The following is a 14,670-nucleotide window of genomic DNA, read 5'->3' as shown; positions in this document are numbered from 1 at the left end:
TCCGCACTTTTGTCCCTTTGTATTAATCAAATGTGCAACACGCTATGTGATTTCGATAATAAACGTCGATGTTTTGTAATAAATCACTTGATTATCTAATAAATCACTATTATAATGAAAAGCATTATACCTTATAAGTATAGCATTCCAGTAAAACACAATGTAAGAGAGAGGAGCTGAAATAATGGCTGGAATGACCGATGTGATTGCTTGTGAAACTTCGATCTGCTCCATTGAGGATGGTATTCTACGCTACCAAGGTTACACAATAGATGACCTGACCAAAAACGCTACCTTTGAAGAGGTCATCTATTTATTATGGTATGGACGGCTGCCTAACAGACTAGAGTTAAAAGCACTGAAGGAAGATATGGCTGAAAACTCCAAGCTGCCCCCTGAGATTTATGCTCTATTAAAATTATATGCGCCCTGGGGAAATGCAATGGCCAAACTTCGTACTTGTGTATCCTTTCTTACTCATTTTGATGATGAAGTAATGGATCATTCCTTTGGAGCCGATCACCGCAAAGCAATACGTATTATGGCCCGAATTGCTGCTATTGTGGCAGCAATAGACAGAATCCGCAAAGGCCTCGAACCAATTGAAATAAACACCATCGCCGCCAATTCTCTGGCAGAGACTTTTCTCTGGCTCCTTACCGGCGAGAAACCTGCTCCCATTGCAGTTAAAGCCTTAGATACCTGTTTAATCCTGCACGCCGAACATGAATTAAATGCATCCACTTTTGCTGCCCGCGTTACAGTATCTACAATGTCAGATATTTATTCCGGCATCGTATCTGCTATTGGCACATTAAAAGGGCCCTTGCATGGAAATGCTAATGAACAGGTTGCCGTTATGCTGGAGGAGATTGGTACTATAAGTCAGGTAGAATCCTATCTTGATCAAAGAATTAAAAACAGCAAATTAATAATGGGCTTTGGTCACCGGGTATATAAGAAAGGTGACCCGCGCGTTAAATATTTACGACCACTGGCAAAAGAACTTGCCGAGTGGCGGCAAGACTCCCGTTGGTATGAAATGGCGCTAAAAATTGAAAATATCGTCCAGGAGCGCAAGGCATTACTGCCAAATGTAGATTTCTATTCTGCACTGGTGTATACCTCTCTGGGCATACCGCGTGATCTATTTACGCTTATATTTGCTATCAGCCGGACAAGTGGCTGGCTTGCACATATTCTGGAACAGCATGAAAACAACCAGCTGCTCAGGCCCAGAGCAAAATACATTGGTAAAAAAGAAGTAAGCTGGATTGCGGTTGAGGATCGCTAATGCCGGTATAAGGAGACTAACAACTATGGCTCTTACACTCACAGAAAAAATACTTGGTTCTCATTTGGTCAGCGGAGAACTGAAGTCAGGTACAGAAATCGCTATCCGTATTGATCAGACATTAACCCAGGACTCCACCGGAACCATGGCTTACTTACAGCTGGAAGCGATAGATATTCCCAGAGTTAAAACCAAACTGTCTGTTGCCTACATTGATCATAACACCTTGCAGTGCGGTTACGAAAATGCCGACGATCACCGGTATATCGAGACAGTGGCTGCCAAACACGGCATCGTGTTCTCTAAACCCGGTAACGGCATTTGCCATCAGGTTAATCTGGAACGCTTCGGACGTCCGGGCTGGACATTGCTCGGTTCAGACAGTCATACGCCAACAGCCGGCGGTCTGGGAATGCTTGCCATCGGTGCCGGCGGTCTTGACGTAGCAGTAGCGATGGCTGGTGGAGCCTACTACCTGCGCATGCCCAGTATCTGCAAAGTAGAATTAAGAGGACAACTGCCTCCCTGGACGTCAGCAAAAGACATCATCTTAGAACTGCTCAGGCGGCTGACTGTAAAAGGCGGAGTCGGACGCATCTTCGAATATAGCGGTCCTGGCCTGGCTCAGCTTTCTGTTCCAGAAAGAGCAACAATCACCAACATGGGGGCTGAACTTGGTGCTACCACCTCCATCTTCCCCAGCGATGAGCAAACCCGGACTTTCCTTGCCAGCCAGGGAAGAGCCGATGCCTGGGTCTCACTTATTGCTGATGATAATGCGCGTTATGACGAAGAAGTAATTATAAACCTTACCGACCTGGAACCGCTTATTGCCAAGCCACACAGTCCTGATAACGTTGTTCCGGTACGGGAATTGTCCGGTATCGCTTTAGACCAGGTTCTTATCGGCAGTTGTACAAATTCTTCTTACTCAGATTTACTAAAAGTGGCTAAAATCCTTGAAGGAAAAAGTGTTCATCCTAACATTTCGCTAGCCATATCTCCTGGTTCGAAACAGGTATTGGCGATGCTTGCCAGAGATGGCGCCCTGGCGGCTATGATTCAGGCCGGTGCACGGATTCTGGAATGTGCTTGCGGCCCCTGCATTGGCATGGGGCAGGCGCCCCGCTCAGGCGGAATATCACTACGCACATTTAATCGCAATTTTGAGGGGCGCAGTGGAACACCGGACGCTCAAATTTATCTCACCAGTCCCGAGGTTGCAGCCGCCAGTGCCTTAACGGGAGTGCTTACCGACCCGCGGGATATAGGAAATCCGCCGGTAGTCAATACCTCAGCTCCTGTAATAGCCGACAACAGCCTCTTACTTCTCCCGCCGGAAAATGGTTCAGATATTGAGATAATCAGGGGTCCGAACATTAAGCCTTTTCCCCGGGCTGACAAACTACCACCGGTGCTTTGTGGCGAAATTCTGCTAAAACCAGGCGACAACATAACTACTGATCATATTATGCCCTCTCATGCACATTTGCTGCCCTATCGTTCCAATATCCCTCATTTGGCCAACTACTGTTTTCATAGTCTTGATCCTAATTTCCCCGAAAGAGCTATAATGAGAAGAGGCGGATTTATTGTCGCCGGAACCAATTACGGTCAAGGTTCCAGCCGGGAACATGCTGCCCTGGCCCCCTTATATCTGGGGATAAAAGGGGTAATCGCCAAATCATTTGCCCGTATCCACAGAGCCAATCTCATTAATTTCGGTATTGTTCCTTTCACTTTTAATGACCCTGCTGATTATGCTGCGCTTGAACTTGGAACAGAAATAATAATCGAAAATATTCAGGCCCAAATACTTGCCGGTGATCGTATTCAGGCAACCTATGGAGAAGCCAAGCGCCCGATCCTCCTAAAAGTTGACCTTACCAGCCGGGAGCAAAGCATACTACTTGCCGGTGGTCTGCTCAATCACACCAGAGAGAAAGGAGAGTGAGACCATGGATAAGCATAAAGTAACCCTCATTCCCGGCGACGGTATTGGGCCGGAAATCAGCAAAGCGGTTCAGACAGTATTTGCAGCCGCCGGTGCACCTGTAACCTGGGATGTTCGTACTGCCGGGCATACGGCATTAGCGTCCCTGGGCACGGCCCTGCCTGAGGAAACATTAGCCAGTATAAAAGCAACCCGCCTGGCTCTCAAAGGTCCATTAACTACAGACATCGGCAAAGGTCACCGCAGTATTAATGTAACACTGCGGCAAACCTTCGATCTTTATTGCAACCTGCGGCCGGTAAAGAAACTGGCTGGAGTGAAAAGCCGGTACGACAATGTAGATCTCGTGGTTTTCCGCGAAAACACCGAAGACCTCTATGCCGGCATTGAGCACAAAGTAGGCAAAGACGCTGCCGAATCAATAAAAATCATTACTGCAGCCGCTTCCCTGCGAATTGCCGAAGCAGCGTTTCATTACGCTGTTACCCATGGCCGGCGCAAAGTAACAGCAGTGCACAAAGCAAATATTATGAAACTTTCAGACGGTCTCTTCCTGGAATGTGCTCGGCAAACTGCTGCTAACTATCCGTCGATAGAGTATAACGAAGTCATCGTTGACAATCTTTGTATGCAGCTAGTAATCGCTCCGGAAAAATTCGACATACTCCTGGCACCAAATTTGTACGGTGATATCATATCCGACCTGTGCGCCGGCCTGGTAGGCGGTCTTGGTGTGGTGCCGGGAGCTAATATCGGCGCAGACTGTTCTATCTTTGAGGCTGTTCATGGAACGGCACCCGACATTGCCGGAAAAAATATGGCAAACCCAATCGCGCTGCTGCTATCTGGTGTTATGCTGCTTAATTCCATTGATGCCAGAGACATTGGCACCCGGGTCGAACAGGCCATTAGCAAAGTTTTATCTGCGGGGACGACGCTCACTCCTGATCTTGGTGGTTCGGCCACAACCGAAGATATTACAGCGGCTCTCATCCGAAATTTGTGATTAAAAAATTAAAAACGCCTTATTGCGAAAAAACAGGGAGAAGCCTAATGGCTCTCCCTGTTTTGATTAGCTCTTTGGGTATGGACAGGCGCTTTGCCCAGCCAAGGGACAGCAAACCTGTCCCACCCATGGTAGATCTGGATAATAGTTTGCAATTCATGTCTTAACCACTCAAGCCAACAAAACTGTATTAACCACAAAACGCTTTGAATTATCTAAAATTACAGTTCTAACGCCTGTATCCTGTTTATCAGCTTTTTGATGACATAATCACAGTTTGCATTTAGTTCATGAATATCTGCTGCGGAGGCTTTATCAATGTGTATTCCCGCGACAACGTCGCGTAGTGCACAACCTGCTGGCATAAAGCCTGGTCTTGGGGTATTGTAACAGGAGCAACAGGTGCTTCTACCGCCTTATTAAGCAGCATACCAAGCCGCTCCGGTTTTGTACCAAGCATAATGGCCACTCTTTCGCGGCTGGCCAAAACTCCGGTCACTACTTTGGCCCCTTCATGTCCTTTTATATTATTAAAGATCATGGCCGGCCCAATGCGCGTGGGACGCTGCACAGTTCCGCCCGCGCCAACATGGCGGTATACTCCTGCCAGTTCGGCCTGCAGATCAACCGGTTCGTTAGTTTCGATTAATTGATCCGGTATAGTTTTTAACAGTTCTAAGGCTGACCGTAGATCAGTAATCTTTAAAAGTTCTGCTTGTGTCATGAAAAAACTCCTCTATCGTTCGTTATTTATCTTGTATGGTTTGCTCTATCACCGCCATCACTTTGCGGTGGCGTCATACTGTCCGTCAACTTCCGGGACAGCCAATTCCCTATTTTAGTCCTGCCAGCTACCCTGGAGAAACAACAAGAGCCCGCTGATTCCGCGGGCTCTTAGTCATTTCAGATGCGCAGGATGAAGGCGATCCGCGAATTTACAAATCTACCACATCAGGCAATTAAGTCTACCACAAATAGTCAATCTCTACCCGGAGGAAGTGAAATCGATCAGGCTGAGGCCCATAATGCCTAAGCCCGTAGCCACTAGGTTTAGAAAAATATATCTGAAACGGAAGTCAGAGTTACCCTGAACACCTAGAAGCACTTTGACCAGCAACCCAATAAATTACATCCAAATAGCTATTTTAATTTTTCTGTAAGTAATTCAACAGCTGAACTAGTCAAAACAGTAGTAGCCAATTCAAGCGCATCCTCATCAAAATCAAAATAGGAATTATGATGACAAGCCGCCAGCGTAGCACCAACCAAAGTAGCTATCCCCTGCCCGCCACGTCGCTGTACTCTCTCCATAAAATAAGTGTAATCTTCACTACCGCCAACACTCGTTATCTTTACAATTTCCGTAAAAATTTCCAGCCGTTTCGCTACCTTTTGGATCCGTTCCGCAAGCTGGAAATCGCTTTTACCACCAGCTGCACTTCCCATCAAATTCATTGAGACCGTAACACCATACATACTTGCTGCAGCCTCAATAACACGAATTGCTTGCTGCTGCATATATTCATTAATTTCAGTTGAGCTGCCGCGCGTCTCAAATTTTATAAGCGCATTGGCCGGAATCACATTTCGTCCAGTACCACCATGCATAACACCAACATTTATTCTAGAATCTCCTTGGCTATGCCGGGAAATAGCATGAAGATTAATGATAGCATTAGCGGCAGCTAATAGTGCATTTTTCCCCACTTCAGGGTCAGAACCAGCATGTGCCGCTACCCCAGCAAAACTTGCATCCATTTTCGTAGTGGCCAAAAATCCATCAACCCCGTAGGCGAACTTTCCAGTCTTTCCAAGTTCTGTGCCTAAATGCATGCCAATGATATAATCTACATCATCCACAACACCTTTTGCCACCATTGCTTTGGCTCCCCGTACCCCCTCTTCACCCGGCTGAAAAATTAATTTAATTGTGCCAGCTAAATCTTCTGCTAACATACTAATGATTTCCGCAATCGCCAGACCAATTGCCGTGTGACCATCATGCCCACAGGCATGCATAGTACCTTTATTGACTGATGTAAATTTTTCACGATAAGGACGATGTTGATCGTCTTCAGCTTCCAATAAATCATTCGCATCCATATCAAAGCGGAGAGCTACGACGGGTCCGGGTTTAGCAAAACGTATTACGCCTACTACCCCTGTTTTTCCACCCTTCATTTTTTCGATCCAACTTAGTTTCCCGTTTTGTGCTAAAGCACGTTTCATGTGATGCTCAAGTTCCTCCAGAGAGGGCACTCCCATCATAGCTTCGGCTTCAATGACTTCATCGCCCGTCAGTACACAATAGCCCAATTGCTCAAGAGTATCGGCTACAATCGCAGCCGTACGAAATTCAGTCCATGCAGCTTCTGCATAGCGATGAAAATCACGACGCCGTTCAATTGTCTTTGTTTTGATAGCTTTCGCTATGTTTACAATTTTGCCATCCACTTTCATTCCTCCCTTACACAAACCTTTGGGAATGGTATTCACTGTCATCAGCTTTATTATGTAATGCTTTAATCTATTTGATGAAAGACGGCTTAACACCTGCAGGGATTGGACTGACATACTTTGCGCCAGCAAGAGTTCTCTTTAGTTCTTCTTTCGCTTCTGCAACAACCTCTGGCCTTATTAATGCATCTACTGCCGTCCGAGCAAGCACTTTCCCCGCCACCAGCATTCCTTTATGCGCAAAGCTAGTTTTTCCCTGAGCCACAGTCTGCCAAGAGTGCCCGGGTGTGCCGAAAACATTACAAGCCACACCAAGCTGTGCTGTTGGAACAATCCAACTTACATCCCCCACATCCGTGGAAATCGGCAACTTCATGGCCGAATATGAGTAGAGCAAGATGATATCAGATACCACCTTTTCTTTCAATTTTTCTACAATCTCTTGTCCCTCCCCCCCCATATACTCACTTGTCGTCCGCAAATCGCTACTTATATCAGAAGCAGCAAGTGTATTTCTCATCGTTTTCGCAAACTGCATTTCTGATTCGTCAAGCTGAGGAACACCCACTTCAATAAAGTTCTTATAAAGAAGTTTTTCCAGTGTGTTGTTTAGAATAATATCCGAGCAAGCTTTATCAAAAACAATTTCACATCGAGTATCTGTCATGAGGGCTGCCCCTTTTGCGATATTGCATACTCGTTCATAGATTTCTTGAACTTGATTTACTTTAGGTGCCCGAATCAGATATAATACTTCAGCTTCCGCCTGAACCACATTAGGAGAAGAACCCCCTGTATTGGTAACTGCATAGTGAACACGGGCTTCCTGAATAATATGTTCACGCAAATAATTGACTCCGACATTCATTAATTCAACAGCATCTAAAGCACTTCTGCCTAAATGCGGGACAGCCGCTGCGTGAGCGCTTCTCCCATAAAATCGGTAATAAATCTGATAATTGGCCAGCGTATTCATTGACATGACCTTGTTATGGGTTAGCGGATGCCAGGTTAATGCAATATCTACATCATTAAAAGCGCCAGCCCTAGCCATAAACGTCTTGCCTGAACCGCCTTCTTCTCCGGGACATCCATAATAGCGAATCGTTCCCAGAATTTTGTTTTCTTCCATAAACTTTTTAACTGCCACCGCCGCTGCAAGTGATCCTGCTCCTAATAGATTATGGCCGCAACCATGTCCACTAGCGCCTTCACTAAGAGCCACCTTCTCTGCTATACCTGGTTTTTGACTCATTCCGGATAAGGCATCATATTCACCCAATATGGCGACAACAGGGTTTCCGCTGCCGAAACTGGCCACAAAAGCAGTATCAATATCAGCAATGTTTTTTTCTATAGAAAACCCTTCGCTCTCCAATATTTCACACAAAAGCTCTGACGATTTAACTTCGACAAAACGGGTTTCCGCATATTCCCATATTTTATCACTAACATTAATAAAAACATCTTTCTTTTCCTCAATAATTTGATTCAATCTTTGTTTATCCATTTTCTGCAGCCCCTCGTTTATCACTCTATATACAATTCTAGCAAGATGTTCCCCATATATTCGATGGTACAAAGATTCTAGTAGTAAAGCGTTATCTGCGCTTTATAAGTTTTATCAAGTTGCTTCGACGTTAGATTAGTCAACCCTCGATCTTTGATTTTAAAATCTTGGTATTCCAGGGACATAACCACATTCTTGTCAATAACCTTTTGATAAGCCAAGAAGAGAACATTTACGTTATCGGTAGCATGAGTAAAAACACTGTAAGGCTGTGCGGCATAAGCATTAGCCATAGTATCAAAGCCAGTAGCTCCACTAGGAATCGCACCCGCATCAATGGATCGATAAGAAGCCATCCAAGCGTCAGTACCAATATTCTGAGGATTTACAAGATTTACAGCATTGTAGTAAGCTTTGGGACCGACGCTGTTGCTAAGCTGCACAGCCCAACCTTTGGGATTGGATTGCAGCCCAACAGGCTTGTCTAATGTCGTCATGACATAATCAGCCCAGATACTATATTTACCAAATTTCCAATCAAAAGAAATGTCCAATCCCCTTGATTCTTTGAAAACTTGTGTACCAGTTGATGAACCAAGCATATTAACCGTACCCATACCGTTTCCTTTGGCGGTACCGGGTATATCAGCCCAGTAATATCCGGCTTGCACATTCATATTATCGGCCAGTTCGTACCCTAGTTGGGCAGTAGTAAGCTGATAAGCATCACCACTATCAGTGTTGGCAGCTCCGGTACCTAGGTTAGTTGTCGCAGCTGATTTTACATTACCGGTATAAGCCTTGAACTGTACATCGCCAAAATGTTGTTTAACTGTAATACCATCAGCACCTGAAACTTTACCAATTAATGAATAGCCAATTGTATCCAGAGGACTCCTTCCTACCCTAATACTATCTAATCCTAAAACATCTTTGGCAGTTATGGACATGATATCAAGGACAACTGTCGACCCACTACCAGTTTCCATATTTCCCATTTTTCCTGCTGCAGACACACGCCCCCAATAACTAATCTTATCAGTTATATCACTTTTGATATTGATCCGTTGGCGCCAGTCAAACTTATCCGCTCCTCGCAATTTAATGCCTCCGGCCGGGGTGGGATTATCTTCAAAATAGCGAAAACGAGTTTCACCACCAATCCAAGTCTTGGTTTTTGCTTCTACTTTAGCTACACGAACGCCAAGTTGATTAAGTTCGGCTGCGAATTCAGCAGATAACTTATTAATCAAATCTTTGTTGGACTGATCGGCTTTTTCAAACCGTTCTATTACTTTAGAAGTAATAATGCCAAATTCATATCGAGATAAAGGTCTATTGCCACCAAAACTGCCATCGCCATTACCCTCAATAAGACCGGCTTTAGCCAATTTTGTGACTGCGGTATATGCCCAGTGATCAGTAGGTACGTCATTGAACGGGTTCGGAGCAGCTGCAAATACCGTTCCGGAGATACTAAATACAAATAATATTGCTAACACGATTGATAATTTTTTCTTCATCATTTTTTCCTCCTAGTTATTATGTAATTAGTACTACAATCTGGGGAAAACACCGGGTCCAATAGGTAAGCCAAGAAAGTACCATATAGCGAATAAAGCAGGCCAAATTAACAAAAAAGCTACTGAATAAGGTATCATCAACGATAAATATTTACCCATATCCGCATCATTCGTGTATTCCGACATGACTTTTATACATATCGATATAAATGGGTTAAGTGGGTTAATGGGAATAAGTACCGACATAGCTATCCTGAATCCCAGTTGAATAAAAGCGGGATGATAGCCCAAGTACATAAACATGGGAATAAACATGGGTGCAAGCAAAGCCCACACCGCAGAGCCACTCGCGATAAAGATAGAACAAAAACCGCCTACCACCATGAAGCAGAATACTGCAGGCAGACCAACCATGTTGATATTGGTTAAAAAGTCGGCTCCAGCTGTGGCCAGCACTTCACCCATATTGGCCCAAGTAAAAGCCGCTGTAAACTGCGCAATAAAAAATACTAAAACAATAAATCCAGATAATGATTTAATGGACTCTCCCATCAGTTTCGAAAAATCTTTTCCTTTCTGAATTGAACCTGACTTAATGCCATAAGTTACTCCGGTTACTATAAAGAAGAACAATATAATGGGAACAATTCCGCGCAAAAAGGGAGAGCCCATAACCAAACCTGTTTGGGAATTACGAAGAAAAGCTCCCTCTGGTACTACCAATAGAGCTACCACAATAATAAATAGTGCTGCTACGATTCCAGTAATACGTAGTGCCTTTTTTTCTTTGACAGTGACATCTTCTAACTTCACCGCCACATTTGACGTGAAGACCCCTAAACGTGGCTCTACAATTTTTTCTGTAATCAAAGTCGTAATGATACTTAAAAACAAAACCGAAAACGATAGAAAAAACCAATTATCCAAAGGACTTACTAGTACATTAGGATTGACAATTTTTGAAGCTTCCGAACTAATCCCCGCAAGCAAAACATCAGTTGTTGCAATAAGTAGATTTGCTGTGAATCCAGCACCCACACCCGCCATAGCCGTACTTATGCCCGCTAAGGGGTGCCGCCCTGCTGAATAAAACACCATTGCACCAACGGCAGGCATAATCACAAATGCAACATCGGAAGCAAGATGACTTAAAAAGGCGATCATTACAAGCGCAAAGGTGACACACCACTTCGGTATAACATAAACAAGACTCTTAATACTAGCGGTAAGGAGGCCAGTTTTCTCCACTAGCCCAATTCCCATCGTGATTGCCAAAACAACCCCTAACGGTGGAAAACTCGTAAAGTTTCTCACCATTTCTGTAAGAAACCAATGAGCAGCCTCCTTACTCAATAAGCTTTTTACCATAACCGTTTTGTGGGATAGGGGATTGACGATAGAAACATGAGCAGCCGATAAAGCGGCCGATATAATAATCAGTAATCCAATTAAATAAACAAATAGCAACGTCGGGTCTGGAATCTTATTGCCTATCGTCTCAATCCATTTAAGTACCCCATCCATCTTTTGCGTTTGCGTGTCTGAAGCTAAGCCTGTTTTTTTAAGTTCCACCTGTAATCACTCCCTTATTTTTTGGCAAATTCCGTATAAGCTAATTCTTGCTGGAGTATGTACTCCACACCACCCCCCGTTTCCAAATCTGATTTTGTTAGCTGTTAAAAACAGCGTAACAGTCCCTGGTACCTGTAGCGCTAAACCAAATATTATTACGGTATGTTTTAGGAATATTTCCTAAAATAGATTATAAATGAATAGTATAAATATTTCAACAAGATTTTTTTCTACAACATTTCTCGCGAAATTCTAGCAAACAAAAAACACACCCCCTATTAGGGGTGTGTAGCAGAAATATTTTTTATACAAGCCGATATTTCCTACTTGGTCTACCGCGATTAGATGAAGATTCTTCTCCGATGCACTCAATCAGACCGGCCTTACATAAACTAGCCACAATGCGTCGAACATTCCGATCTGTGACCGACAACTGATCCGCCAGTTGCGTCGTTGTAAAACAATCCCATTTCATACGTCGAATCATTGCTTCCACTTTTCGATACGTTTTTATGCCGATATTGGCCTCATTTAATTTATCCAACAAAGCCCTATCATTAGAATAATAAGCATATTCCACTTCTTCTTTTCGGCCTACTGATTCTATGATACTACCATCTTCCTTAATAATAACAATACCTTGCTTCAGGGTGCTCTTTACGTAACTAGCAGCTCGATTCGCATTGATTCGGGCTGAAAAAACTGTTTCACCAAGCCCTATCCCCACAACTACATGAGAATCCAAGTCGAGACCAATCTCTTCTATTGTGTCCTGGATCATAGCAATCCCACTTTCGATTTTCCCACGGGAACTAAAAATTTCGTATCGTCCATTACCCTGCTCCGAAAGGTAACCATCAACCGCTTTGCAAAACGATAGTAATTTTTCTTTAATTTTTAGTTCTATAAACTGTAATTGATAAAAATTTCCCGCCTTCTCAATAACCTTATCAAAATCACTAATTTCAATAATTTCCAGACCCACTTGACTGCTTTTAAAATACAAACCTTTCATTTTTTCAATAATGTCACTTATCGCCTGACGAATGGCTAACGTAGTAACTGTAAGGCGACAAACAGGAACCTTATGCTCTTGCAGAGCAGTATAAACCGACTGCAAGGTAGTAATTGCACCATCTGTAGTTCCTTCTTGCCACAATTTAAGATGAAACTGAACCAACTCTTGCATGTCAAATGGAATTTCATATTTCTGTACAATTATCCCCTGGATTGGTATTCTCAGTTCACCAAGTGCGTCCTCAAGTTCACTAATACCAATCCCCGGACTATCCACAGAAGCCTTCAGTAATATTTTCTGTTGACTATATGCCATTTCAATCAAACATTTGTAAATCTCATTTCCTGTTACATGGCAATAAACCAAGTTTTCTTCTGTACCTAGGTGCTCTTTCGCTAACCAAAAAGGAATAGGACCCGAAAACAGCCACCCTTTTACTTGAAAATGATTTTCATCAATGATACCCGCGATTTCGTTATTTTCTTCATATGTAAATGGAACAAATTCAATGTCCTGTACCAATTGTTTAGCCACTGTAAGTATACGTTCTACAGATGAAGCGGGACCCACTATTCCGACTTTAGGCATACTGTTTTACTCCTTTGTTCTTCATTTGTTCATCAGTATTATATTAGTCGACTATAAATTATGTATAATATATATAACGAACTAAAGAACTTTACATTACAGTACAAAGTCGACTTTATAAATAATTCCGCCTGGTGGTATTTCTTTATTTTCCGGCATGCAATACAAATAGCATCCACCTTCAATCCCTAACCTAACTCAACTTGTTCCTATATTATAAACTAGAACCGTAGCTATCATAAGATTAGCTACGACTCTAGTTCGATAATCGGCTTCTTTTTCCCTTCAATAATTTTACTTTAATGAACATGGCACCACTGTCATGTTCAAAAGTCTGTTTTAGGGAACATCAGAGAAATACTGGCTTCGTCGACCTTCACTTAGCCCTTTTTCATATCGGTTTGGTACTTTAAATCATAAAAACAAAAGGCAAGCTGAATGCGGCAACGTTCTTCTATAGAAGACAAGTCGCTTTGGAGTATTTTTTTGATTTTGGCAATACGATAATTAATGGTATTTCGATGAGTGAAAGTATGTTCAGCAATGAGTTGTACACTAGAATTAAATTCAATATAATAGCGTAGAGTTTCTAAATAATTGGAATGATGCTGTTGGTCGTACTCTACAATAGGCTTCAGAGTTTGCATATATAAATTATCTAATATAGCCTCATCTGAAATACCTAATATAATTTGATAAAGGCCTAAATCTTTATAGAAACAGTAGGTCTTTTTTGTAGCGATTGCTACCTGCAATGCTTTATCCGCTTCGATTCGTTTATTAAATAAGCATTGTATACCTTGCCCGAGCGTGGCAATGCCATAATGAACACTATCGTTACTTAAAGATACATGCAGGAAAGCTAATGTAGAGGAAACATTGTTTTCGGTCATGTTATAAAGAATCACATACTGTGTAGCTTTTTTCGTCAGGAGCAGATATTTTTGTTCAGTTTGATTTAGAACAGCAGTTAATTTATCGCTAGCGATATTTTTGAAAGCGATAATTCCATAGGTGGAATAGGAATACGGTTTCATGTCTTCATGTTTAACAATAAATTCATTGTCGATGGTATTGTTAAACATGGCATTGGAGAATATTTTGCTAAAATATTCTGCTTCTTGTTTCTCTTTAATAGTATCATCGTAGTAATCCTGCATAATATCAACCATGCGTATTTCCCATGGTATGATAAAAAGCGGCAATCCCTGAGAGTTGCAGTAGTCAATGAGAGAATTTGGTATATCTTTAATATAAGTTCCAAAACATAAGATAATACCGCTTACGCCTTTTTCATTCACTGAATAAATGAATTCTTCAAGCCAGTGGTCATAGTTGTTGGCAAGCCCAGTTGTAATAATTAATTCTCTACCGCGAAGGAATTTAATATTATTCAAGTCCTCTAAAAGATAAATCCATTCAATAGGATCATAGATACCCTTTTCACCAGCTATTAATGTTAGCTGGTGCTTTTTTTGAAACTTTTCATAAAATTGTTTTAGTATCAATGCCATACTCCTCCTCTCACGTTACTGAGACTGTAGATAGTATACAACAATAGAAATTGGGTTGTACAGCACGAAAAAACAGAGTTTTTTTAGGCTGCAATCTTATTGAGTGCTGAAAAAATAAGTGCTAAAATACATATAAATTCAGGATTATACCAATGGAGGGAATTGTGATGTGTTTAAAAAAACCAATAACAAATGTAATTCAAAACTATGTACAGGGATATCATAAGCGTCCAA

General features: G+C 42.4%; 11 protein-coding genes. 3 read left to right on the top strand and 8 right to left on the bottom strand.

Translation table 11 applies throughout. The features are described 5' to 3' along the window. Positions 1-184: 184 nt before the first annotated feature. The 3 genes from SALPA_RS15960 to SALPA_RS15950 are packed head-to-tail and all read left to right on the top strand — an operon-like array spanning position 185 to position 4,254. On the top strand, positions 185-1,294 hold the full coding sequence (locus SALPA_RS15960) for a citrate/2-methylcitrate synthase (RefSeq protein ID WP_145096059.1): 1,110 nt from the start codon (positions 185-187) through the stop codon (positions 1,292-1,294). Between the two features lie 25 nt (positions 1,295-1,319). Further along, positions 1,320-3,248, top strand: coding sequence for an aconitate hydratase (locus SALPA_RS15955; protein ID WP_145096056.1), 1,929 nt, complete (start codon positions 1,320-1,322; stop codon positions 3,246-3,248). Between the two features lie 4 nt (positions 3,249-3,252). Further along, positions 3,253-4,254, top strand: coding sequence for an isocitrate/isopropylmalate dehydrogenase family protein (locus tag SALPA_RS15950; RefSeq protein WP_145096053.1), 1,002 nt, complete (start codon positions 3,253-3,255; stop codon positions 4,252-4,254). 221 nt (positions 4,255-4,475) lie between these two features. Here the strand turns inward: SALPA_RS15950 and SALPA_RS33275 are convergent, their stop codons facing one another. From SALPA_RS33275 to SALPA_RS15915, 8 genes are all read right to left on the bottom strand, one after another. Continuing rightward, entirely contained in the window at positions 4,476-4,550 is a 75-nt protein-coding gene (locus tag SALPA_RS33275; protein ID WP_370516737.1) for a hypothetical protein, read from the bottom strand. Next, positions 4,538-4,978 (bottom strand): UbiD family decarboxylase domain-containing protein, encoded by a 441-nt coding sequence (locus tag SALPA_RS15945; protein ID WP_145096050.1) that lies wholly within the window; start codon positions 4,976-4,978, stop codon positions 4,538-4,540. Before SALPA_RS15945 ends, SALPA_RS33275 begins: the two co-directional genes overlap by 13 nt. A 416-nt stretch (positions 4,979-5,394) precedes the next feature. Then, the gene (locus SALPA_RS15940) at positions 5,395-6,714 is read right to left on the bottom strand and encodes an amidohydrolase (protein ID WP_145096047.1); all 1,320 of its coding nucleotides are present in this window, start codon (positions 6,712-6,714) and stop codon (positions 5,395-5,397) included. A 67-nt stretch (positions 6,715-6,781) separates the two neighbouring features. Further along, positions 6,782-8,221, bottom strand: a complete 1,440-nt coding sequence (locus tag SALPA_RS15935) for a M20 family metallopeptidase (protein WP_145096044.1) — start codon at positions 8,219-8,221, stop codon at positions 6,782-6,784. Positions 8,222-8,298: 77 nt separating this feature from the next. Then, complete coding sequence (locus SALPA_RS15930; RefSeq protein WP_145096041.1) at positions 8,299-9,747, bottom strand: S-layer homology domain-containing protein; 1,449 nt, start codon at positions 9,745-9,747, stop codon at positions 8,299-8,301. 30 nt (positions 9,748-9,777) lie between these two features. Beyond that, on the bottom strand, positions 9,778-11,316 hold the full coding sequence (locus SALPA_RS15925) for an AbgT family transporter (protein ID WP_255451230.1): 1,539 nt from the start codon (positions 11,314-11,316) through the stop codon (positions 9,778-9,780). Between the two features lie 304 nt (positions 11,317-11,620). Beyond that, a complete protein-coding gene (locus SALPA_RS15920) occupies positions 11,621-12,922 on the bottom strand; it encodes a hypothetical protein (RefSeq protein WP_145096038.1) in 1,302 nt (433 codons plus the stop codon). Between the two features lie 380 nt (positions 12,923-13,302). After that, complete coding sequence (locus SALPA_RS15915) at positions 13,303-14,430, bottom strand: PucR family transcriptional regulator (RefSeq protein ID WP_186451090.1); 1,128 nt, start codon at positions 14,428-14,430, stop codon at positions 13,303-13,305. Between the last annotated feature and the right edge of the window lie 240 nt (positions 14,431-14,670).

The organism is Sporomusa sp. KB1 (assembly GCF_007830295.1).
Classification (GTDB): domain Bacteria; phylum Bacillota; class Negativicutes; order Sporomusales; family Sporomusaceae; genus Sporomusa.
This window is presented reverse-complemented; position numbering and strand designations above follow the sequence as displayed.

What these genes read in the sequence shown, in the direction of transcription:
- SALPA_RS15935 (WP_145096044.1), bottom strand. Translation starts at nt 8,221, where the DNA reads ATGGATAAACAAAGATTGAATCAAATTATTGAGGAAAAGAAAGATGTT.
- SALPA_RS15920 (WP_145096038.1), bottom strand. Translation starts at nt 12,922, where the DNA reads ATGCCTAAAGTCGGAATAGTGGGTCCCGCTTCATCTGTAGAACGTATA.
- SALPA_RS15960 (WP_145096059.1), top strand. Translation starts at nt 185, where the DNA reads ATGGCTGGAATGACCGATGTGATTGCTTGTGAAACTTCGATCTGCTCC.
- SALPA_RS15940 (WP_145096047.1), bottom strand. Translation starts at nt 6,714, where the DNA reads ATGAAAGTGGATGGCAAAATTGTAAACATAGCGAAAGCTATCAAAACA.
- SALPA_RS15950 (WP_145096053.1), top strand. Translation starts at nt 3,253, where the DNA reads ATGGATAAGCATAAAGTAACCCTCATTCCCGGCGACGGTATTGGGCCG.
- SALPA_RS15945 (WP_145096050.1), bottom strand. Translation starts at nt 4,978, where the DNA reads ATGACACAAGCAGAACTTTTAAAGATTACTGATCTACGGTCAGCCTTA.
- SALPA_RS15930 (WP_145096041.1), bottom strand. Translation starts at nt 9,747, where the DNA reads ATGATGAAGAAAAAATTATCAATCGTGTTAGCAATATTATTTGTATTT.
- SALPA_RS15955 (WP_145096056.1), top strand. Translation starts at nt 1,320, where the DNA reads ATGGCTCTTACACTCACAGAAAAAATACTTGGTTCTCATTTGGTCAGC.